Annotated in this window: 21 protein-coding genes and 2 tRNA genes; 16 read left to right on the forward strand and 7 right to left on the reverse strand. The window is 68.1% G+C overall.

Annotated elements, in window-relative coordinates:
• Nucleotides 1–44: 44 nt before the first annotated feature.
• The 3 genes from gyrA (at nt 45) to ACWD6R_RS17905 (ending at nt 3,521) form a co-directional block, all read left to right on the forward strand.
• The gene (gene gyrA, locus ACWD6R_RS17895) at nt 45–2,669 is read left to right on the forward strand and encodes a DNA gyrase subunit A (protein ID WP_451819542.1); all 2,625 of its coding nucleotides are present in this window, start codon (nt 45–47) and stop codon (nt 2,667–2,669) included.
• A 93-nt stretch (nt 2,670–2,762) separates the two neighbouring features.
• Nucleotides 2,763–3,374, forward strand: a complete 612-nt coding sequence (locus ACWD6R_RS17900) for a DUF3566 domain-containing protein (RefSeq protein WP_451819543.1) — start codon at nt 2,763–2,765, stop codon at nt 3,372–3,374.
• Nucleotides 3,375–3,444: 70 nt separating this feature from the next.
• Nucleotides 3,445–3,521 (forward strand) — tRNA-Ile (locus ACWD6R_RS17905).
• A 68-nt stretch (nt 3,522–3,589) separates the two neighbouring features.
• Here the strand turns inward: ACWD6R_RS17905 and ACWD6R_RS17910 are convergent.
• Nucleotides 3,590–3,925, reverse strand: coding sequence for a tyrosine-type recombinase/integrase (locus ACWD6R_RS17910; protein ID WP_451819559.1), 336 nt, complete (start codon nt 3,923–3,925; stop codon nt 3,590–3,592).
• A gap of 186 nt (nt 3,926–4,111) precedes the next feature.
• On the opposite strand from ACWD6R_RS17910, the gene ACWD6R_RS17915 reads away from it, so the two are divergent.
• Nucleotides 4,112–4,807 (forward strand): hypothetical protein, encoded by a 696-nt coding sequence (locus tag ACWD6R_RS17915; protein WP_451819544.1) that lies wholly within the window; start codon nt 4,112–4,114, stop codon nt 4,805–4,807.
• Between the two features lie 1,021 nt (nt 4,808–5,828).
• Here ACWD6R_RS17915 and ACWD6R_RS17920 read toward each other — a convergent pair.
• Nucleotides 5,829–6,197: a DUF6344 domain-containing protein gene (locus ACWD6R_RS17920; protein WP_451819545.1), complete on the reverse strand. Its 369-nt coding sequence runs from the start codon at nt 6,195–6,197 to the stop codon at nt 5,829–5,831.
• A 275-nt stretch (nt 6,198–6,472) separates the two neighbouring features.
• On the opposite strand from ACWD6R_RS17920, the gene ACWD6R_RS17925 reads away from it, so the two are divergent.
• The 3 genes from ACWD6R_RS17925 (at nt 6,473) to ACWD6R_RS17935 (ending at nt 10,067) form a co-directional block, all read left to right on the forward strand.
• Nucleotides 6,473–6,607 (forward strand): DLW-39 family protein, encoded by a 135-nt coding sequence (locus ACWD6R_RS17925; protein WP_003958712.1) that lies wholly within the window; start codon nt 6,473–6,475, stop codon nt 6,605–6,607.
• A 230-nt stretch (nt 6,608–6,837) separates the two neighbouring features.
• A complete protein-coding gene (locus tag ACWD6R_RS17930) occupies nt 6,838–8,712 on the forward strand; it encodes a vWA domain-containing protein (RefSeq protein ID WP_451819560.1) in 1,875 nt (624 codons plus the stop codon).
• Nucleotides 8,712–10,067 carry a hypothetical protein gene (locus ACWD6R_RS17935; RefSeq protein WP_451819546.1) on the forward strand — a complete coding sequence of 452 codons (1,356 nt, stop codon included), beginning with the start codon at nt 8,712–8,714 and terminating at the stop codon, nt 10,065–10,067. The genes ACWD6R_RS17930 and ACWD6R_RS17935 overlap by 1 nt, the downstream gene beginning before the upstream one ends.
• A gap of 22 nt (nt 10,068–10,089) precedes the next feature.
• Here the strand turns inward: ACWD6R_RS17935 and ACWD6R_RS17940 are convergent, their stop codons facing one another.
• Nucleotides 10,090–11,472, reverse strand: coding sequence for a serine/threonine protein kinase (locus ACWD6R_RS17940; RefSeq protein WP_451819547.1), 1,383 nt, complete (start codon nt 11,470–11,472; stop codon nt 10,090–10,092).
• A 217-nt stretch (nt 11,473–11,689) separates the two neighbouring features.
• A complete protein-coding gene (locus ACWD6R_RS17945) occupies nt 11,690–12,238 on the reverse strand; it encodes a helix-turn-helix domain-containing protein (RefSeq protein WP_266983753.1) in 549 nt (182 codons plus the stop codon).
• A gap of 171 nt (nt 12,239–12,409) precedes the next feature.
• Here ACWD6R_RS17945 and ACWD6R_RS17950 point away from each other — a divergent pair.
• Nucleotides 12,410–12,482 (forward strand) — tRNA-Ala (locus ACWD6R_RS17950).
• Nucleotides 12,483–12,771: 289 nt separating this feature from the next.
• Here ACWD6R_RS17950 and ACWD6R_RS17955 read toward each other — a convergent pair.
• Complete coding sequence (locus ACWD6R_RS17955) at nt 12,772–13,491, reverse strand: DUF5324 family protein (RefSeq protein ID WP_451819561.1); 720 nt, start codon at nt 13,489–13,491, stop codon at nt 12,772–12,774.
• A gap of 321 nt (nt 13,492–13,812) precedes the next feature.
• Here ACWD6R_RS17955 and ACWD6R_RS17960 point away from each other — a divergent pair, with 321 nt between their 5' ends.
• On the forward strand, nt 13,813–14,340 hold the full coding sequence (locus ACWD6R_RS17960) for a peptidylprolyl isomerase (protein ID WP_451819548.1): 528 nt from the start codon (nt 13,813–13,815) through the stop codon (nt 14,338–14,340).
• Between the two features lie 157 nt (nt 14,341–14,497).
• The gene (locus tag ACWD6R_RS17965) at nt 14,498–15,397 is read left to right on the forward strand and encodes a rhomboid family intramembrane serine protease (RefSeq protein WP_451819562.1); all 900 of its coding nucleotides are present in this window, start codon (nt 14,498–14,500) and stop codon (nt 15,395–15,397) included.
• Nucleotides 15,398–15,684: 287 nt separating this feature from the next.
• Here the strand turns inward: ACWD6R_RS17965 and crgA are convergent, their stop codons facing one another.
• Nucleotides 15,685–15,939, reverse strand: coding sequence for a cell division protein CrgA (crgA, locus tag ACWD6R_RS17970; RefSeq protein WP_359109441.1), 255 nt, complete (start codon nt 15,937–15,939; stop codon nt 15,685–15,687).
• Nucleotides 15,940–16,080: 141 nt separating this feature from the next.
• On the opposite strand from crgA, the gene ACWD6R_RS17975 reads away from it, so the two are divergent.
• From ACWD6R_RS17975 to ACWD6R_RS18000, 6 genes are read left to right on the forward strand one after another with little or no spacing between them, the layout of a single operon-like run.
• The gene (locus ACWD6R_RS17975) at nt 16,081–16,848 is read left to right on the forward strand and encodes a DUF881 domain-containing protein (RefSeq protein ID WP_451819549.1); all 768 of its coding nucleotides are present in this window, start codon (nt 16,081–16,083) and stop codon (nt 16,846–16,848) included.
• 25 nt (nt 16,849–16,873) lie between these two features.
• Nucleotides 16,874–17,602, forward strand: a complete 729-nt coding sequence (locus tag ACWD6R_RS17980) for a class E sortase (protein WP_451819550.1) — start codon at nt 16,874–16,876, stop codon at nt 17,600–17,602.
• Nucleotides 17,603–17,658: 56 nt separating this feature from the next.
• Nucleotides 17,659–17,841, forward strand: a complete 183-nt coding sequence (locus tag ACWD6R_RS17985) for a hypothetical protein (RefSeq protein WP_037702041.1) — start codon at nt 17,659–17,661, stop codon at nt 17,839–17,841.
• A complete protein-coding gene (locus ACWD6R_RS17990) occupies nt 17,838–18,476 on the forward strand; it encodes an aminodeoxychorismate/anthranilate synthase component II (RefSeq protein WP_451819551.1) in 639 nt (212 codons plus the stop codon). The genes ACWD6R_RS17985 and ACWD6R_RS17990 overlap by 4 nt, the downstream gene beginning before the upstream one ends.
• Entirely contained in the window at nt 18,473–19,810 is a 1,338-nt protein-coding gene (locus ACWD6R_RS17995) for a class E sortase (RefSeq protein WP_451819552.1), read from the forward strand. Before ACWD6R_RS17990 ends, ACWD6R_RS17995 begins: the two co-directional genes overlap by 4 nt.
• Before the next feature lie 26 nt (nt 19,811–19,836).
• A complete protein-coding gene (locus tag ACWD6R_RS18000; protein WP_451819553.1) occupies nt 19,837–20,568 on the forward strand; it encodes a class E sortase in 732 nt (243 codons plus the stop codon).
• A gap of 72 nt (nt 20,569–20,640) precedes the next feature.
• On the opposite strand, the gene ACWD6R_RS18005 is transcribed toward ACWD6R_RS18000, so the two are convergent.
• Nucleotides 20,641–21,610 (reverse strand): restriction endonuclease (locus tag ACWD6R_RS18005; RefSeq protein WP_451819554.1); only part of this gene is annotated, 970 nt, incomplete at its 5' end.

The following is a 21,610-nucleotide window of genomic DNA, read 5'->3' on the forward strand; positions in this document are numbered from 1 at the left end:
GGCCGTACCAAGCAAGCCGCAGCTCGAAAGGACTTTGACCAGCAATGGCCGACGAGAACACCCCTGTGACCCCTGAAGAGGAACCCGCAGCCGCGGGTGTGGGCATGCGTGTCGAGCCCGTGGGGCTCGAGACGGAGATGCAGCGCTCCTACCTCGACTACGCGATGTCCGTCATCGTGTCGCGTGCGCTGCCGGACGTACGGGACGGCCTCAAGCCCGTCCACCGCCGTGTGCTGTACGCCATGTACGACGGCGGGTACCGGCCCGAGAAGGGCTTCTACAAGTGCGCCCGTGTCGTCGGTGACGTCATGGGTACATACCACCCGCACGGCGACTCCTCGATCTACGACGCGCTCGTGCGACTGGCGCAGCACTGGTCGATGCGCATGCCGCTGGTCGACTCCAACGGCAACTTCGGCTCTCCGGGCAACGACCCGGCCGCAGCCATGCGGTACACCGAGTGCAAGATGATGCCGCTGTCCATGGAGATGGTCCGGGACATCGACGAGGAGACCGTCGACTTCCAGGACAACTACGACGGCCGCAACCAGGAGCCGACGGTTCTGCCGGCGCGCTTCCCGAACCTGCTGGTCAACGGCTCGGCGGGCATCGCGGTCGGCATGGCGACCAACATCCCGCCGCACAACCTGCGCGAGGTCGCGGCCGGTGCCCAGTGGTACCTGGAGCACCCGGAGGCCTCGCACGAGGAGCTGCTGGACGCTCTGATCGAGCGGATCAAGGGCCCGGACTTCCCGACCGGAGCGCTCGTCGTCGGCCGCAAGGGCATCGAGGAGGCGTACCGCACGGGCCGTGGCTCCATCACGATGCGCGCGGTCGTCGCGGTCGAGGAGATCCAGAACCGGCAGTGCCTGGTCGTCACGGAGCTTCCGTACCAGACCAACCCCGACAACCTCGCGCAGAAGATCGCCGACCTGGTCAAGGACGGAAAGGTCGGCGGTATCGCGGACGTCCGCGACGAGACGTCCTCGCGCACCGGCCAGCGCCTCGTGGTCGTGCTGAAGCGGGACGCGGTCGCCAAGGTCGTACTGAACAACCTGTACAAGCACACCGATCTCCAGACGAACTTCGGCGCGAACATGCTGGCGCTCGTCGACGGGGTGCCGCGCACACTGTCGATCGACGCGTTCATCCGCCACTGGGTGACGCACCAGATCGAGGTCATCGTCCGGCGTACGAAGTTCCGCCTGCGCAAGGCGGAGGAGCGGGCGCACATCCTGCGCGGTCTGCTCAAGGCACTCGACGCGATCGACGAGGTCATCGCCCTCATCCGGCGCAGCCAGACGGTCGAGATCGCGCGTGAGGGCCTGATGGGCCTGCTGGAGATCGACGAGATCCAGGCGAACGCGATTCTGGAGATGCAGCTGCGCCGACTGGCCGCGCTGGAGCACCAGAAGATCACGGCCGAGCACGACGAGCTCCAGGCGAAGATCAACGAGTACAACGAGATCCTGGCGTCGCCGGTACGGCAGCGGCAGATCGTCAGCGAGGAGCTGGCGGCGATCGTCGAGAAGTTCGGCGACGACCGGCGCTCCAAGCTGGTGCCCTTCGACGGTGACATGTCCATCGAGGACCTGATCGCCGAGGAGGACATTGTCGTCACCATCTCGCGCGGCGGCTATGTGAAGCGTACGAAGACGGACGACTACCGCTCGCAGAAGCGCGGCGGCAAGGGCGTCCGCGGCACGAAGCTCAAGGAAGACGACATCGTCGACCACTTCTTCGTGTCGACGACCCACCACTGGCTGCTGTTCTTCACCAACAAGGGCCGCGTCTACCGGGCCAAGGCGTATGAGCTTCCGGACGCCGGCCGGGACGCACGCGGCCAGCACGTCGCCAACCTGCTGGCCTTCCAGCCGGACGAGCAGATCGCCGAGATCCTGGCGATCCGGGACTACGAGGCCGCGCCCTATCTGATCCTCGCCACCAAGGGCGGCCTGGTGAAGAAGACCGCGCTGAAGGACTACGACTCCCCGCGTTCCGGCGGTGTCATCGCGATCAACCTCCGTGAGACGGAGGACGGCAGCGACGACGAGCTGATCGGTGCGGAGCTGGTCTCGGCCGAGGATGATCTGCTGCTCATCAGCAAGAAGGCCCAGTCCATCAGGTTCACTGCGACGGACGATGCGCTGCGCCCGATGGGCCGCGCCACCTCGGGCGTCAAGGGCATGAGTTTCCGCGAAGGCGACGAACTGCTCTCGATGAATGTCGTCAGGCCCGGTACGTTCGTGTTCACTGCCACCGATGGTGGGTACGCGAAGCGGACCCCCGTCGACGAGTACCGCGTTCAGGGTCGTGGCGGCCTGGGTATCAAGGCCGCCAAGATCGTGGAGGACCGGGGCTCGCTGGTCGGCGCGCTGGTGGTCGAGGAGACGGACGAAATCCTCGCCATCACGCTCGGCGGCGGTGTGATTCGTACGCGAGTCAATGAAGTCAGGGAGACGGGCCGTGACACCATGGGCGTCCAACTGATCAATCTGGGCAAGCGTGACGCGGTCGTCGGCATCGCACGTAACGCCGAGGCCGGCCGCGAGGCCGAAGAGGTCGACGGAGATGCGGATGCCGAGGCGACTGCCGAGGCGACTGCGGAGAACACTGTCGAGGGCACTGCCGAAGGCACGTCGCCTTCGGCCGGGGAGCACGAGGAGTAGAGCGTGAGTGGAGCCACGGGCGCCGGTTCGGCCGCTTCCGGAGCTGGAGCGAACGGTGCCCGTGGCCCTGCCACGGACTCCCAAGGGGGCACTGTGACGGACACCCGGGGGCCTCAGCCCCAGTACGAGGGATACGCGACCGGGCCGCTGCCCGGTGAACGTGAGCCCGCGCCGGGGCAGGCAGGCGGGCCTTACCACCCGCCGCAGGCATACCCCTCGCCCGCGGGCGGGACGCAGGGTGGCCCGCCCCAGGGCGCGCAGCAGGGCGGCGTGCAGGGCGTCGGTGCCGCTCAGGCGGCCCGTCGCCCGCGGACGGGGGCGCGGACCACTCCGCGTACCCGCAAGGCGCGACTGCGGGTGGCGAAGGCCGATCCGTGGTCGGTGATGAAGGTCAGCTTCCTGCTCTCCATCGCGCTCGGCATCTGCACGGTCGTGGCGGCCGCGGTCCTGTGGATGGTGATGGACGCCATGGGCGTCTTCTCCACCGTGGGCGGCAGCATCAGCGAGGCGACCAGCTCCAACGACAGCAACGGCTTCGATGTGCAGTCGTTCCTGTCGCTTCCGCGCGTCCTCATCTTCACGTCGGTCATCGCGGTGATCGACGTCGTGCTGGCGACCGCGCTGGCGACGCTGGGCGCCTTCATCTACAACTTGTCGGCCGGTTTCGTGGGCGGTGTCGAGCTCACGCTGGCCGAGGACGAGTAGGGCTGCGGGTATCGATTTTGGGACTGGCCCCGACGTGCGCTAATCTTCAGAAGTCAGCGCACAGCGCGGCGGGGCTATAGCTCAGTTGGTTAGAGCGCATCCCTGATAAGGATGAGGCCACAGGTTCAAATCCTGTTAGCCCCACCAGTACGAAGACCCCCGGTCCACTTGGGCCGGGGGTCTTCGTCATCTATTGCTGACATCATCGGCTGCGGTCAGCCGATGAGCGGATCTTCCAGGAGCTCGGCCGGCATCGCCACGGCTTCGCGCTCCCCGTCGCCGACCACGTGGGTGTAGACGTCCATGGGCATGCTGATCTGGCCGTGCCGGAGGATCGCCTGAGCCGCCTTGGGGTGCGCCTTCAGGAAGGCCAGCAGGGTGCCGCAGGTGTGCCGGGCAAGCCGGACTTTGACCGTGATGCGCCGCACACCGGCCCGCTTCACGAGGCGGTTGAAGGTCCTGGAGAAGCCCACCGGGCCGATCACGCCGCCGTGCTCCGAGGAGAAGATCAGGTCATGGTCCGTCTCCTGGGACCAGCGCTCACCGGCGATCTTTCGTCCAGTTCCTGGAGCTCCCGCCGCTCTTCAGGGCGCGGGTGCAGAACTCTGGCAGAGGGGGCACCGCTTGTGAGATGCGTGACTTAACAATCCAAGGTCGTCATACGCTCCTGACAACAGGATCTAACGCACCTCAACTTCACCGTCCAGTCCGGCAAGCACACCGTCCGCGTCGACTACGTGAACTGGTCAGGCGCCGCGAAGGTCGCGTACACGTATACGCCCCGGACTTCGGCCACGTACGACAAGACGAAGCCACTCGCCCCCACCGGCGTGAAGACCGCCTACAACACCACGACCCGCAAGACGACCGTCTCCTGGTCCGCCAACAAGGAGATGGACCTGGCGAGTTACTCCCTCTACCGGCGGCCCGTCGGCTCCAGCACCTGGACGAAGGTCACCACGACCACCGCCCGCAGCCACACCGACCCCCTCGTGAACCCCGACGACCGCACGCCCTACTACTACGAGGTCCGCGCCAAGGACAAGGCGGGCAACACCTCGTCGGGCAGCGCGGACACCATCGTCCGTCCCCTGCCCGTCGTCGCTTCCCTGACCGGTACCTACGACAAGGCGACCGGCAAGGTCGCCCTGAAGTGGCCCCTCAACACCGAGCCGCACTTCGACCACTACACGGTCCTGAGCAACGACAAGGTGGACGGCTACTGGGTCTGGGTCCCGCTCGGCACCACCAAGGGCAACACCTGGACCACCGTCCCGTCACCGCCGACGGCGAGGCCCGCCACTACCGTGTCCTCGTCACCAACGACGGCGGCACCACCACCTACAACCCGGACCGGCTCGTCCCCTACGCCACCGATGAGCTCTGGCTCAACATCCCCGACGGCATCGCCCCCTACTACGCCCCCGACCTGACCCTGAGCTCCTGCGCGAGCAGCATCCGGGCGACCGCCACCGACAACACGCCGGCCCCGATCCGCGACTTCACCGGCTTCGAGATCGAGCGCCGCGAGGCGGGGACGGACACCTGGTCGGTTGTCCTGCACCAGGGTTACGACCCACGCTTCGCCGCCACGGCCACCGTCTGCGACCCGATGCCCGCCGACGGGCGCACCTATGAGTACCGGGCCCGTACCTATGACGCGGCCGGGAACTACTCGCCGTACAGCGAGATCCGTGCCGTGACCGTGCCGGTCGGCTGACGGTCACGGGGAACACGCGACAGGCCGGTTACATCTTCGTGGGCCACGCATGTCAAGAGGACCGCTGATGTCCGACATCATCGGCTGACGCCAACAGCGGTGGACGGAGCCGGATCAGGGCGGATCTCAGCGGCCGTAGCACCAGCGCAACTCAGGGACTCCTCTGGGTGACAGCGGCCCTCTGACCGACCTGATAAGGATGAGGCCACAGGTTCAAATCCTGTTGGCCCCACCAGTACAAAGACCCCCAACCGATCATCGTTGGGGGTCTTTGGCATCTACGGCCGGCATCAGCTGATGGGTGGGTCTGCCAGCAGCTCGGCGAGCATCGCGACGGCTTCCCGCTCGTCGGAGCCGACCACGTGCGTATAGACGTCCATGGTCATGCCGATCCGGTCACGAGACGCTCGCAGCTCCGGGTGAAGCCCGCAGGGTCGATCATGCCGCCCCGCTCCGAGCTTGTGCGTGGTTGTACGGGGATGCGCGCGGCAGGGGCGTGCAGGGTTCCGCGGCGGGGGCTGCACGGTCTTGGGTATCGGAGCGCGGGGCTCGGGAACGGCCCTGTCGGCGCAGGGGATCGCGCGTTCGGGGACCGTGGAGCAAGGCTTCGCGGACTGCGAGTCCGTCCGCCACTGCCATGGTGGGCACGAAGCCGGCCCCCGGCTGCCCGGCGCACGAAAAGGCCCCGTCCGGTGTGAACCGGACGGGGGCCCTGTGCGTCAGTGGCGCCGCTCTCACGGTGGCAGGAGGGATGCGTCCCCCGCCGGGGCCCCGTGGGCGGTGCGGGCGGCACCGGTGGTGCCTGTGGCGCCCATGGCGTCCCTCAGGTCCGTCGGCAGTTGCCTGGTGGCCGGTGAGGAGCCGTGTGCCTCGGCGCGGATGCGCTGCTTCATCGTGGGTGGCAGCGACCTGTCACGCGGAAGGGTCCATCGCACTGACGGGGTGGTCGCGGTTGCCGCCGTCGCACCCGTGTGCTTCTGAGTCGTGGCCTTCGGCTGCGCGGCCGCGGCGGCGGGGGTGCTGATGAGCCCCATCGACGCGAGAAGCGCGAAGAAGGCGGTGATGAAGGCGGTCCAGATGCTCTTGGCCTTGAAGGTGCTCATGGCCCCTCGCTTTCGGGTGGTCCGGTTTGATTACCTTTCTGATGATGTGGATGTGGCTCGCGATTTCGGGGACCGACGCCGCGGATCCGCCGATCTTCAGATGAACACCACTCGTATGGTGCAACCGGGCTGGACGGACCGATGCGGGGTGGGGTGGGATGGCCGCTTTTGTCCGGGAACCAGCCAGGTCGCAGGCAGGTCACTGATCGGTATCGGTCGGTGTGTATAGTCGGGCGGCAGAAGTCCCCTACGTCAAGGAAAGACGAGGTCGCGCGGTGAAGAAGCTTCTCCTGGTCGCACTGGCCGCCATCGGCGGGCTCCTCGTGTACCGCCAGATCCAGGCGGATCGCGCCGAGCAGGATCTGTGGACGGAGGCGACTGACTCCGTGCCCGCAGGTTCGGGTGTCTGAGACAGAACAGCCTTGTGTAAGCCCCGGTCGCTGAGCGACCGGGGCTTCGTGCTGTTGCGGGACCGTGACATCTGTGCTCTTGAATTCGCCTACGCAAATCAATAGGTTGCGAGAGCAAAGAGGTCGGTAGGCCGGTCGAGGGGGCACGAGTGAGAGCACGGAACCATCGCCGTACTTCAGCAGAGGGGACTTGGATCGGCGGGGCGCTGCTCGCCCTGGTCGCGGGTGCGATGCCCGCCACGGCGGCCGGCACGGCTGCGGACGGCACATCTGCAGCCCCGGCCACGACCTCCCGGGACGGCAGCAGCAGCCTGGTCATGGTGCTGGACTCCTCCGGCTCCATGGCGGACGACGACGGAACGGGCCGGACCCGGATGGAGTCCGCCCGTACCGCTGTGGGCACCGTCGTGGACGGTCTTCCCGGCGGCTACCCGACCGGTCTGCGGGTGTACGGCGCCGACCGGCCCCGGGGCTGCACGGACACCCGTCTCGTCCGCCCGGTGAAGGCGCTCGACCGGGCTGCGGTGAAGCAGGCCGTGGCAGACCTGCGGCCCAGGGGCGACACTCCTGTCGGGCTCTCCCTGCAAAAGGCCGCGAACGACCTTCCTGAGCCCGCGGACGGTGCCATCGGGACGCGCACGATCCTGCTGATCTCCGACGGCGAGGACAACTGCGGTACGCCGCAGCCCTGCGAGGTGGCCGAGCGGCTCGGCAAGGAGGGGATCGGGCTGCGCATCGACACCGTCGGCTTCCAGGTGAAGGGCCGAGCCCGCGAGCAGCTCGAATGCATCGCGGAGGCGGGCAACGGCCGCTACTACGACGCACCGGACGCCAAGTCGCTGGCCAGGCAGTTGCAACGGGCGGCGCAACTCTCGGCGGACGGCTACCGGTTCCATGGCAAGCGGGTCGAGGGCGCCGCGACCGGCGGCCGGGCGCCCGCGCTGGTACCCGGGCAGTATCTGGACACCATCGGTCCGGGCGAGAGGCGGTACTACGCGGTCGGTCTGGACGCCGCGTCCACGGCGGACTTCTCGGCGACGGCGGTACCGCAGCCGGGGGCCGCCGTCGACACCTTCGACGCGCTGCGTACCAGCATTGTGTACGGCACCGACAGTTCCTGCGCGACGGACACCGCGCGCTTCTACCAGAAGGAGGGCGCGACCCCGCTGACCTCGGCCGTCGCCCGTATCCCTTCCGCCGAGGGGACCCGCAGCTGCGACCGGGCGGGCCACTACTGGCTGGTGGTGGAACGGGCGAGCAAGAAGGGTTCCGATGCCGCGCGTTGGCCGCTGGAGCTCGTGTACGGGGTGGAGGCACCGCTGAAGAAGGGTGTCACGCCCGCCGCGTCCGAGCCGGAGTACGGGGCGGGCGGCAAGAGCGCGGTGCTGCCCTCCGGCAACCCCCGTGATGTGCAGGGAGGCACCGGATTCAACGACGCCGAGAAGCTCGGCCCGGGCGTGTGGCGCGACCGGATCCTGCCGGCACAGACGCTCTGGTACAAGGTTCCGGCGGGCTGGGGCCAGCAGGTGCGCTACGACGTGGAGTTCGCCAACGAACCCACGGTCGCGGGGGTCGCCTCGACGTACTCGTACGGTGCGACACAGCTGTTCACACCGGCCCGCTTCCCGGTCGGCGGCGGTGGCGAGTTCACCTCGTCGGCCCTGTACAGCGGCAGTCCGGCCGCGATCAGGATGGGTTCGGTGCCGGTCGCCTGGACCAACCGCTACGAGTACCGGGGGACGGTCCAGCCGGTGCATGCCGGGGGCGAGTTCTACATCTCGGTGACGCTGGGCGCGCAGGCTGCCGGGATTGCCGAGAACGCGCAGATCGGTGTGGTGCTGCGGGTGTCGGTGCTCGGGGACGAGCGGGCCGGCCCCGAGCACCATGCCGCCGTCCTCGCCGGGAAGCCGGACAGGGGAGAGGGCAAGAGGGCGGACAAGGAGGGCAATTCGGCTGCGGCCGGAGACAGCGGAGGTACGGGCGGGGCAGGATGGACCGGCGTTGCGGCCGCTGCCGGGGCGGGCGCCGTGGTGGTGATCGCCGGGCTCGTGTTCGTACGCAGCCGCCGCAGGTCGGCCACACAGACGACGAGGGGAAGCGCGTGATGAGGCAGCGCAACAGGGGCCGGGCGACGCTCGCCGCGGTCGCGGCGATGTGCGCGGTGGCGGCGCTGCCGGGGCAGGTGTACGCGGCCGGTGAGCCTGCTGCGTACACCTTCGCCCCCGGGGCGAAGGCGGTCCCGGGCGCGGAGGTCAGCACCGAAGCGTCGGACCTGAAGCCCGGATCGGTCTACGGGAGCTCGATCAAACCGGGCGAGAAGCTCTACTACCGCCTCGCCCTCGACGACGCCACGAACGCGTACGTCTCGGCGGTGGCCGTACCTAAGGCCGGTGGCAAGGTCGCGTACGGGGACGGCATCACGGTCAGCATCAGGGACAGCACGGACCTGCAGTGCAGTTCCGAGGACGCCCGCTTCGAGGCGGCCGAGTTCCCGCGTCCGATCGCTGCGTACGCCTACCGGATCACGGACAAGGACAGCAGCACCTGTCGGGACGCCGGTACGTACAACGTCCTGATCGAGCGGGAGAGCAAGGCCACCTCGACGCCGGACGCCTGGGACCTGGAGCTCCGTTACGAGTCGGAGCCGAAGGTGAAGAAGGGCGGGACGGCACCGACCGAGGCCCCGGAGGACTGGCCCTCGGCGTCGCCGACACCGCCCACGCGGGCCAAGAAGGAGGAGGAGCGGCCCGGCGGCACGAGCTACTACGACGCCACCAGCCTGGATACCGGCACGTGGAAGGACGGCATCGAGCCGGGGCAGACCCTCTTCTACCAGGTGCCGGTGGACTGGGGACAGCAGATCTTCGCCAGCGTCGACCTCGGCAACAGTGTCGGCGGTTCGGACGAGTACGTCAGCAACGCGCTCGCAGTGTCCCTGGACAATCCGGCGCACGGCCATGTCGACGAGGCCTCGCCGTTGTCGTACTCCGGCAACCCCGCCTCGGTGTCGCTCGATCCGCTGCCCCCGGTGGCGTACGAGAACCGCTTCACGTCCCGTGCCGGCGAGAGTGCCATGCGGTTCGCGGGCTGGTACTACCTGTCGGTGTCGCTCAGCCCGGAGGTCGAGAAGGCCTACGGGAAGAAGGCGATCCCGATGACTCTCAGGGTGCAGGTCGAGAACGCGGCGGAACCATCGCCGTACGAGGGTTCCGCCGGAGTCTTCGGTGTGACGCAGGACGACAAGGACATGGCCAGGAGCGGGCAGAGCGCACCTCAGGCCGACAAGAGCAACACGATGAAGATGGTGGGCGCGGCCGGGATCGGCGCAGGCGCCGCGCTGGTGGTCGGGCTCGGGGCGTGGACGCTGCTCGCGCGTCGCCGCACGGTGGCCGTCGCAGGCGGTCCTGCCGGTGGTACGGCCGGGCAGCAGCCGTACGGAGGGCCGCCGCAGGCCTGGTGACAGCGGCCGCGGCCACCGGGCCTCAGGCCTGGGTCAGTGCCCAGATTCCGACGGCGAAACAGATCAGCGCCACCAGCAGGACCGGGATCGCCACCTTCGGGGGCGGTCCCGGACGCTTCTGCGATGCCGGTGCGGGAGCGGCGGCCATGGGGTGGGTCGGGGGCGATGCCGGAGCGAAGTGCGGGGGAAATCCCGCCCCGGGGTGCGGAACCTGCTGCTGCTCGGCGGTGTATGCACGAGTAGGAACCGGTTCGCGCCGCACCGCGAATGTCGGGGTCTGGGAGAGGTCCGATGGGGCGGCAGGGAAGGGGGAACCCGTATGCGCCGGGAGCGGAGTGGGGGCAGGGGCAGGCTGGGCCGGCTGGGGCAGCGGCGTGGGCGGCTGCTGCGGAGGCGGGGCGAGATGGAAGCTGCCCGTCTCCGACATCGGGGAGGGCGGTGGGGTGTGCGGCTGCTGTACGGCCTGCTGTGCGGCCTGGCCCGCGTGTGCGGTGTGGTCGGCCGGGGAGGGCGGCCTGGGGGTGGCGATCGGGCCTTCGGGGCCGAAACCGGCGGGCAGCGGGCCGAGTTGGTCGAAGACCTCCACCGGTTCGTCGTCGGCACCTGGCTCCGGCAGCATCTCGACCGCGGCCGTCAGCGCCTTGCGCGCGCCGGTGGCCGTGCGGAACCGGGCCTGCGGATCCGGCTGCAGAAGACCTGCGAGGACCTGCCACAGCGGTTCCGGGATGCCTGGCGGGGCGCTGGGGGTGCCGTGCGAGGCGAAGTATTCGACGAGGGCCCGGGCGTCCGGCTTCTTCCCCTGCAGCAGATAGAGCGCGACAAGCCCCACGGCGAAGAGGTCCGCGGGGAAGTCGGGCTCTGCGCCCATCATCTGCTCGGGCGCGAAGTAACCCGGCGTTCCCACCACATAGTTGGTCTCGGTCAGGCGGGGCTCGCCCTTGCGCATGGAGATGCCGAAGTCGGAGAGCCGCAGGTGCGGCCGGCCGGTGCCGGTGGCCTCCATCAGGATGTTGGCGGGCTTGATGTCGCGGTGCACGACGCCTTCCGCATGCACCGTCGACAGTCCGGACAGCAGCTGGTCGAGCAGCGTGCAGACGAAGCGCGGGGGCAGTGGGCCGTAGTCGCCGATGACATGCGCAAGCGAGCCGCCGCTCACCAGATCCATGGTGAACAGGACCTTGTCGTCGTCCGCGGCCCAACTGGCCGGGGCGAGCACATGAGGATGCTCGATCCGCAGGGCCTGCTCGCGGACGAAGCGCAGCAGCGTGTGTGCGTCGCTCTGCTGAAGCACCTTGGCCGCCACGTACCGGCGGCGCCGGTGGTCCCAGGCTCGCCAGACGGCGCCGACGCCACCACGTCCGATCGGATCGATCAGCTCGTACCGACCAGCGAAGACCTCACCCATTGCGCTGTGCCCGCTCCCAGTTCCTGTTTCGGCTCGTGCTTGGCTCTCGGGGGTAGTGCACCAGGATCTTTCATTCGGCTGAGCTTGTGGGGTCTGGTACGCACATCTGCCGCGTTGTCGTCGGTCCACAACGCCCGGCGCTGTTTCCCTCCTCCGCCTGGCAGCCGCACGTACCAGGTTCCGCCCCCTGAATCCGGCCCGAACCGAAAGAAAGGTCCTAGCTCTGGTGTCCTTCGTAGTGCGCGACCGCGTCCGCGGTGCGGCCGGCGCCGTACACCCTGAGGAACTCTGCCAGTTCCGGGTGGGTCGGGGCGAGGGAGTCGGCGGCATCGATGATGTCACCGGCGGCAGCGACCGACCGCAGCAGCGACTGGATCTCACGGACCACGCGACGGACGGTGGGTGCCCCGCCGCTGGTCGTGGTCTGACCGGTGCCGGTGAGGACGGAACCGCCCTGGGACTTCTTGATCTCTTCCATGCGGTCGGTGGCCTCGCCCGCGCTGACGCTGCCGTCGGCGACCTGGCTGGCCAGCTCCTGCAGAGCCTGGACACGCTGGACGACCGCGGGGTTGCCGATCTTCGCCCGCTGGCCGCTCATCAGCTGGGACAGCATGGGTGCGGACAGCCCGAGTACGGCGGCGAGCCGGGCCTGGTTCAGGCCGAGATCGTCGATGAGCCGGCGGAATAGCGCGCCCAGCGGTTCCCCGTACCAGCTGCGCTGAAGTTCCCTGGCTCTTGCCGTTGCTTCCTGCTGAACTGCATCCATGGCGTCTCCCCTTCGCTGAGGCTTCGCTGCTGCGAACCTCGTCCAGCATCTTACGGAGAGTGGTTGCCGACCGGGAGTCCCCATCTTTTTGGAAGATTCAGGGGGTCACCCGGTAGTCTGGTCTGCGGCGGTGACCAAGACGCTGATGCGTCTGGTGCTGTCCTCTTTTTCGGGGCCTTAGCTCAGTTGGTAGAGCGCTGCCTTTGCAAGGCAGATGTCAGGAGTTCGAATCTCCTAGGCTCCACGTCAAGAGCCCCTCCGATCTGCGGAAACGCAGGTCGGAGGGGCTCTCTTGTGTGTCTGCCGTGGGCCGGGCGGCTGTGGCGGCTCAGAGCCTGTCGGGTGACCTCTGATCGGGCGGCCACGCCCTGGCACGCACGCTTCCCGCGTTGCCGAAATGCCCTAGTAGCTCCTTCCCCAAGCTCTCAGCTTCGTTCGAGCAGGGGAGACCCCATCCGATGACCTTCCGGCGCCTTGGAATCGCACGCGCCAGACCGCTTCCGCTTTCCGATCGAAGGTCACCCGACAGGCTCTCAGCGGCCGTCGTCGAGGTCGGTGCCGTCCACCTCGTCCGTCTTGTCCGACTCGGCCTGCTTGGCGCGGACCTCGGGGTCCACAGCCGTCGGCCCGCTGCCGTCGACCGAGGTCAGCGGCGTACGGTCGGCGACCTCCGTGGGGGCGGGGGGCTCGACCAGCCAGTCCGGATTGGCCTGCTTGTCCCACCACCGCCACGCGGCGTAGGCGCCGACTGCCAGGACGGAGACCACGGCCACCACCTTGAGCGCGCGCCCGGCCTTGGCCCGCCGCTCATGCTTTCTGGCCAGCTTCTTGATCTCCTTCGCCGTGACCTGCCCGCGCAGTGCGGCCAGTGCCGCGGCGCTGCGGGCCGCGGCTTCCCCGGCGACGGGCTGGGCGGCGGCCATCGCCTGCTCGACGCGGGGCACGGTGTACTCCGCGGCGCTCCTGGCTGCCTGACGGGTGCGGAGCGCGGCGCGCTGGGCGGCCTCGTCGACCTTGGGGGGCACATGCGCGCGAGCCAGTTCGATACGTGGTGCGAGATGCGCGTCGTACTGGACGCGGGCCTGCTGGGCTGCCTTCGACACCCTCGGCGCGAGCCGCGTACGGGCCTCGTGCGCATAGTGTGCCGCCTGGTCCTTGGCCGAGTCGGCGTAGGGCGCCACCACTTCCGCGGCGTGCTGCACGCTTTCCTTCGCCGAGTCGGTTGCGGCGCGCACGCTGTCGATGCGGGTCACGGGATCCTCCTCCTTGGTGGCGGGTAGGTACTCCGCCTTTCCGCCCATTTCGAAATCATGCCCCGCGATGGCGTGTGCGGCATGTGGGGCGGGCATCCGGGGCATGAGAGACGGTCATGCGAAACGGTAATAAGCGATGTTTGTGAGCAATGTGGTGCAAGGGGAGCTTGCCGATGACAATGCCACGGTTCGGTTCAGCACGCGCCGGTTCGTCACGCACTTGGCCTCTTTTGTTCCTGCGGGGAGCCGCAGGAAGGCCGTGCGACGGATCGGCCGTGCGAGGATCGGTGGACGTCAGCGAAGACTTACGGAAGGCAGATCGTGGCCGAGCAGCTATACGCCACCTTGAAGACCAGCCAAGGCGACATCGAGATCCGGCTTCTGCCGAACCACGCGCCCAAGACGGTCAAGAACTTCGTCGAGCTCGCCACGGGCGAGCGGGAGTGGACCCACCCCGCGACCGGCAAGAAGTCCACGGACAGGCTGTACGACGGGACCGTCTTCCACCGGGTCATCAGCGGCTTCATGATCCAGGGCGGGGACCCGCTGGGCAACGGCACCGGCGGCCCGGGCTACGAGTTCGGTGACGAGTTCCACCCGGACCTCGGCTTCAACAAGCCGTACCTCCTGGCCATGGCCAACGCCGGCCCGGGCACCAACGGCTCGCAGTTCTTCGTGACCGTCTCGCCCACCGCGTGGCTGACCGGCAAGCACACCATCTTCGGTGAGGTGACGGACGAGGCCAGCAAGAAGGTCGTGGACGCCATCGCGAGCACCCAGACCAACGCGCGCACCGACCGCCCGGTGCAGGATGTGGTGATCGAGTCGGTCGTCGTCGAGACCCGATGATTGCCTGTGGTCATGGTGTGATCACTCTCTGATCGGCCGTCTCGGGAACCAACCGCCCTGCTTGCCCGTACTTGGTTACATAGCGGACGAGCAGGGCTGCATCATGCGCGCTGTCGCCCACGACGTGACCCGAGGGGGCCAGCAAGTGATGGGACCGATGGACGAGCAGCCGCCCGGCGCCCGGGACCAGTCCGCCGATGCCCGCGGCCCATTGAGCTGCTACCGCCACCCGGGCCGTGAGACGGGGATCCGCTGCACGCGCTGCGACCGTCCGATCTGCACCGAGTGCATGGTCAGCGCCTCGGTCGGCTTCCAGTGCCCGGACTGCGTCCGCCAGGGTTCAGGCACGGGGCACGGCCCGGCTGCCAATCAGCCGCGCACCCTGGCCGGCGGCACCGTCGCCGCCGACCCGCGGCTGGTCACCAAGATCCTGCTCGCCCTCAATGTCGTCCTGTTCATCGCGGTACATGTGAAGGTGTCGCTGCTCGACGACCTGACACTGCTGGGACGGGCCACCTTCTACGAGGGCGGTCCACCGGAAGGGGTCGCGGAGGGGCAGTGGTACCGGCTGGTGACGTCGATGTTCCTGCATCAGGAGGTGTGGCACATCGCGTTCAACATGCTGGGACTGTGGTGGCTCGGCGGTCCCCTGGAGGCGGCGCTCGGCCGCGCCCGCTACCTCGCGCTCTACCTGCTCTCCGGCCTGGCGGGCAGCGCGCTCACCTATTGGCTTGCCGCACCGAACCAGGGCTCGCTCGGTGCCTCCGGTGCCATCTTCGGTCTGCTGGGCGCCACCGCCGTGCTCATGCGTCGGCTGAACTACGACATGCGGCCGGTCCTCGTGCTCCTCGCGCTGAACCTGCTCTTCACGTTCAACCCCTGGGGCGGAATCGCCTGGCAGGCGCATGTCGGCGGTCTGATCGCGGGCACGCTGATCGCCATCGCCATGGTGCACGCACCGCGTGAACGGCGGACGCTCGTGCAGTACGGCACCTGTGCGCTGGTCCTGGTGGCGGTGGTCCTCGTCGTGGTTGCCAGAACTGCCGCACTGACCTGATCGCAGCCGCCAGGGGGGCTTCTCGGGCAGTTGTCCACAGCGGGTGCACGATCTTGTGCATTCTGTGGGTACAACTGTGCCCCTTGTCGCTGAGCTGGGTTTTTCCAGCGGAGACAAGGGGCGTGCCACCCCTCGATGGGGGAGACTGCAGTCACACCGGCGTCAACATCCGGGGAGTTATCCACAGATCGTCTGACCTTTTCCCCCGCCTGTGGATAACGCTGTGGGTAACTCAGGGCAAGGGTTGCGGTACCGGGGCCGGCTGTGGTCCTACGGGTGCTGTCCGGCTACTTCCACTGTGTGGAGACGCCGAAGCCACCGGCGATGAAGCCGAAGCCCACGACGATGTTCCAGTTACCCAGCGTCTTGATGGGCAGATCGCCGTCGGTCACATAGAACACGACGATCCAGGCCAGACCGATCAGGAAGAACGCCAGCATCACCGGCGCCACCCAACTGCGGTTGGTCAGCTTTATGTTGGTTGCCTGCTTCGCCGGAGGCGGCGTGAAGTCGGCCTTCTTGCGGATACGTGACTTCGGCACGAGGAACTCTCCTGTCGATGCGCTGCGTGACCGCGCAGGGAACTGTGGCTGGCGCCGGGGCGGGGCGCGAGGGGGAATGCTGCCTGCCCCGGACGTCCGTTAGCGTAGTGCTTCCGTGGCGCCGAAGGAGATAAGGGTACGTTGAGCAATTCTGCCGACTCTCCCCAAGGGCCGGTCCGGCGCACCTTCCGGCACCCGGTCCGAGTACTCACCGCTGCCGTTTTCGCCCTTGCCGGGCTGATCTTCGTCACCAGCGCCAACACGGCCAAGGGCACCAACATCCGCACCGACTCGTCGCTGCTGAAGCTCTCCGACCTCATTCAGCAGCGCAGCGAGAAGAACGCGGGGCTCGACGGCTCCAACGCGTCCGTGCGCGAGGACATCGATGCCCTTGCCCAGCGCGACGACGGCAGCACCAAGGCGGAGGACGTCAAGCTCAAGGCGCTGGAGCGGGCCGCGGGCACCAAGAAGCTCTCCGGCCGGGCCGTCGCCGTCACGCTCGACGACGCCCCGCCGAACGCCACCGCGAACCCCGGCTACCCCGACCCGCAACCCAACGACCTGGTCATCCACCAGCAGGATCTGCAGGCGGTCGTCAACGCTCTCTGGCAGGGCGGTGCCCGCGGCATCCAGGTCATGGACCAGCGGCTGATCTCCACCAGCGCGGTGCGCTGCGTCGGCAACACGCTCATTCTCCAGGGCCGGGTCTACTCGCCGCCGTACAAGATCACCGCGGTCGGCGACCCCGACCGGCTCAAGAAGGCCCTCGACAACTCCTCCTCGATCCGGAACTACCTGCTGTACGTGAAGGCGTACGGGCTCGGCTGGAAAGTCGACGAGCACGGGGCGGTGACTCTTCCCGGCTACTCGGGCACAGTGGATCTCCACTATGCGAAGCCGGTGAAGTAGCGAGCAGTTCCGGGGAGGCCGACCGGTGTCGGTGCGACTGATCGTCAGGACCTTCAGCGAACTGTGCATCACCGCGGGCGCTTTGATCATCCTTTTTGTGGTGTACGTGCTGTTCTGGACCGGGGTGAAGGCCGCCGGTGCCACCGAGGGGCAGATCGACACCCTGCAGAACCAGTGGGCGCAGGGGGCCGTGTCCGTACCCGGGCCGGACGCGACAGGCACGCCGTCGCCCTCGGCCTCGCCGTCGTCCGCACCCACGCCATCACCGGCCCCCGCCGCCTACCGGGACGGGAAGCCGTTCGCGATGCTGTACATTCCCCGATTCGGCAAGAGCTGGGAGTGGCCCGTGCTGGAGAACACCGAGGTCAAAACCTTGCGGAAGGGGCTCGGCCACTACCGCGGAACCGCCTCCCTCGGTGGCGTCGGCAATTTCGCGGTGGCCGGACACCGTCGCACCTACGGGGATCCCTTCAAGGACTTCCCGACGCTGCGCCGCGGCGACGCGGTGGTGCTGACGGACGGGACGACGTGGTTCACGTACCGCATCGAGAAGAAGCCGTACCGCACCGTGCCGAGCGACACCGGTGTCATCGACGCCGTCCCCCGCAAGTCCGGCTTCGACGGGCCCGGCCGCTATCTGACGCTGACCACCTGCGATCCCGAATGGGGCAGCAGCCACCGGCTCATCGCCTGGGCGCATCTCGACGCGACGCAGCCTGTGACGGACGGCAAGCCGGCAGCTTTCCACAGCTGACCCACGCCTCTGCCCCGGCCCTTTAGTCTGGTCCCGTACCGAATGAAGGGGACAGCATGTACGGCTGGATCTGGCGGCATCTGCCGGGCAATGCGTGGGTGCGCGGGCTCATCTCGCTCGTACTGGCACTCGCCGTCGTCTATGTGCTTTTCCAGTACGTCTTCCCGTGGGCCGAGCCGCTGCTTCCGTTCGGCGACGTGACGGTCGACGGCACGAGCGGAACGGGGGCCGGCCAGTGAGCGCCCGCATCCTTGTCGTCGACAACTACGACAGCTTCGTCTTCAACCTCGTCCAGTACCTCTACCAGCTCGGCGCCGAATGCGAGGTCCTGCGCAACGACGAGGTGACCACGGCACACGCCCAGGACGGCTTCGACGGCGTTCTGCTCTCGCCCGGCCCCGGCACCCCGGAGCAGGCGGGCGTCTGCGTCGAGATGGTGCGCCACTGCGCGGCGACCGGCGTCCCGGTCTTCGGCGTCTGCCTCGGCATGCAGTCGATGGCCGTGGCGTACGGCGGTGTGGTGGACCGCGCCCCCGAGCTGCTGCACGGCAAGACGTCGCCGGTGACGCACGAGGGCAAGGGCGTTTTCGCCGGGCTGCCGTCCCCGTTCACCGCGACTCGCTACCACTCGCTCGCCGCCGAACCGGAGACGATTCCGCCGGAGTTGGAGGTCACGGCGCGCACGGCCGACGGCATCATCATGGGGCTGCGCCACCGCGAACTGCCAGTGGAGGGTGTGCAGTTCCATCCGGAGTCGGTCCTGACGGAGTACGGCCATCTGATGCTGGCCAACTGGCTGGTGCGGTGCGGTGATACGGGAGCCGTCGCGAGGTCGGAGGGGCTCGCGCCGGTGGTGGGCAAGGCTGTCGCGTGACCGCACTCCGCCCCGAGCATGACACCGGTGAGGAAGGCCCGTACGAGCAACGAGCGTACGAGGCCACGGGCGCGTTCGAGGCGGCAGTCGACCAGCTGGCGGACCCGCTGAACGATCCGCTGCCGGGGCAGCACGCCTCGCCGTGGTTCCGGGCGGAGAGCATTCCCGCGGAGACGGCGGACACCGGGGCGGCGCAGGGCCGGCAGTGGGAAGGCCAGGCGCAGGCGTCACAAGGGGCACAGGGGCCTCAGGGGACGCCGCGTGAGTGGTACGACCCCGAGGGGTACGAGCGGGACTGGTACGGGCAGCAGGAGCCTGTCGCGGCGCCTCCGCCCTCGCCGCCGCTCCCCCGCAACGACGAGACGATCGGTCTGCGGACGGCGGACCCCCGGCGCCTGGCCGACCGGGCGGTGACGGCTCCGACACCGCAAGCAGAGCCGGAGTACGACACGGAGCCTGCCGCAGCTCCGGATCCCGGTCCGGAGACCACAGAACCCGAACCGCGTACGGAACCGACCACCGGAGGCCGGGCCGAGCGCCGACGCGCCGCCAAGGGGCACGGCCGCCGACGCGCCGAGCAGCAGCCGGAGACCTGGTCGGCGGCGACGCCTGAGGGGCGTCCGCTGTCCCGCGTCGAGGCGCGGCGGGCCGCCCGCGCGGCCAAGGACAGCCCGGCCGTGGTCGCCAGCCGGGTCGCCGGCGAGCTGTTCATCTCGCTCGGCGTGCTGATGCTGCTGTTCGTCACGTACCAGCTGTGGTGGACGAATGTGCGTGCCGACCAGATCGCCGGGAAAGAGACGCACAAGATTCAGGACGGCTGGGCGAAGGGCCGCAAGCCCGGGGCGTTCGAGCCGGGGCAGGGCTTCGCCATCATCCACATCCCGAAGCTGGATGTGGTCGCCCCGATCGCCGAGGGCATCAGCAAGGAGAAGGTCCTGGACCGCGGCATGGTCGGTCACTACAGCCAGGGCGCGCTCAAGACCGCGATGCCGTCGGCCGCGCAGGGCAACTTCGCGCTGGCCGGTCACCGGAACACCCACGGCGAACCGTTCCGCTACATCAACCGGCTGCGCAAGGGTGACCCGATCGTGGTCGAGACGCAGGATGCGTACTACACGTACGAGATGACCAGTGTCCTTCCTCAGACGTCCCCGTCCAATGTCTCGGTGATCACCCCGGTGCCGCCCGGTTCGGGCTTCACCAAGCCCGGCCGCTACATCACACTGACGACCTGTACGCCTGAATTCACCAGTACGTACCGGCTGATCGTCTGGGGCAAGATGGTCGACGAACGGCCGCGCAGCAAGGGAAAGCCCGACGCGCTCGTCGGCTGAACTTCATCACGACAGGGACGGGTGCGGTGGCAGCGAGGACCCAGCAGCAGGACGAGCAGACCGACGAGTCCGCGCCTCCGGTGCGGAGCAGGGACCGCCATCCCGTCGCGACCGCGGTCAGTTTCTTCGGTGAGCTGCTGATCACCGCGGGCCTGGTGCTGGGCCTCTTCGTCGTCTACTCCCTGTGGTGGACGAATGTGCTCGCCGACCGCGAGGCCGAGAAGCAGGGCCACACCGTTCGCGACCGCTGGGCCGAGGGACCCGGGGCCCTCGACACCAAGGACGGCATCGGCTTCCTGCACGTACCCGCGATGAAGAACGGCGAGGTGCTCGTCAAGAAGGGCACCGACACCAAGAACCTCAACGACGGCATCGCCGGCTACTACACGGACCCGGTGAAGTCGGCTCTCCCCTGGGACAAGCAGGGCAACTTCACGCTGGCGGCGCACCGCGACGGGCACGGGGCGAAGTTCCACAACATCGACAAGGTGAAGACGGGGGACGCCGTCGTCTTCGAGACCAAGGACACCTGGTACGTCTACAAGGTCTTCAAGGAGCTTCCCGAGACGTCGAAGTACAACGTCAAGGTGCTCCAGCCGGTCCCCAAGGAGTCGGGGGTGACGAAGCCCGGCCGCTACATCACGCTGACGACCTGCACGCCGGTCTACACGTCGAAGTACCGGTACATCGTGTGGGGCGAGCTGGTGCGTACGGAGAAGGTCGACAAGGACCGTACGGTCCCGGCAGAGCTGCGCTGACCCTAGGATGGCGAAGGCCCGAAGCCGCAACTTTCTCTTGCGGCTTCGGGCCTTTCTCCGTCCGGTGGTCTCTCAGTCGGCTTGCAGGACCGGGAGCGGTACCCCGGCGCTCCACTTCTCGAGGTGGCCTCGGTCCACGACCGTGATGCCGTGGGTCTCGGCTATGGCGCGTGCATCGGGTGTGAAGGAGGTTGTCGCTACGAAGAGAGCCACGTCCGCCCGGTGCTGGACCCTGGAAGCTCCGAGGAACTTCTGCAACTCGCCACTCCACACCGGACGGTAAGGGGCGAAGCTCTTGCACTGCGCGACGACACTGCGACCGTCCGCGGTCAGCGCGGTGACGTCTACTCCGCGGTCGCCGGGGCCGCCGTGGACGACGATGTCGGTGCAGCCGTCGCGGCGGAGCAGGACGGCGACGTGGTGCTCGAACTCCCTCCAGTTCATGGCGTCGATCGACGCCATGATTCCGGTGTAGGGGCGTGGGCCCTGAGCCTGTTCGAGGCGCCTGAGCCGGTGGTGGTGGTCGCAGAGCTTCCGCTCGATCTTTTTGACGTCGTCCCGGAGGGAGATCAGCTCCCTGTGCTGCTCACCGGAGGTCTCGATGAGGGCGTTGAACATGGGGACGACGGTCTTGCCGAGAATGTGGGTGATGCGTCGGTCGATACGGTCCTCGAGGGACTCGGGCTCACTGTGGACAAAGTTATCCACAGGCTGAGTCCGCGCCACGTACTCCCTGTCGAGCAGGTACGTACGCACCTGACGTGCGACTTCGCTGTCCCGGAGGAGCATGGCGACGTTGAGGACGGCTCGGCGACTGAAGATGGCGAGCGACGGTGTGCGTGACTTGACGTGACTGAGGTCCTTGAAGGACCTCAGTTCTGTCCCAGTCAGGAGATGGTAGCCGTTGCTTCGTAGCTCCTCGCGGTGATCTTTGACCAAAGACTTGATCAACACCGGTGCGTTAGGGCTGTGACCTGCGATGCAACCCCGGTGTGAATGAGGAACGGGACCCCTGGTAGATCGTCTTGCGACCAAGCTCGAA

This window comes from Streptomyces sp. NPDC005151, assembly GCF_053599875.1.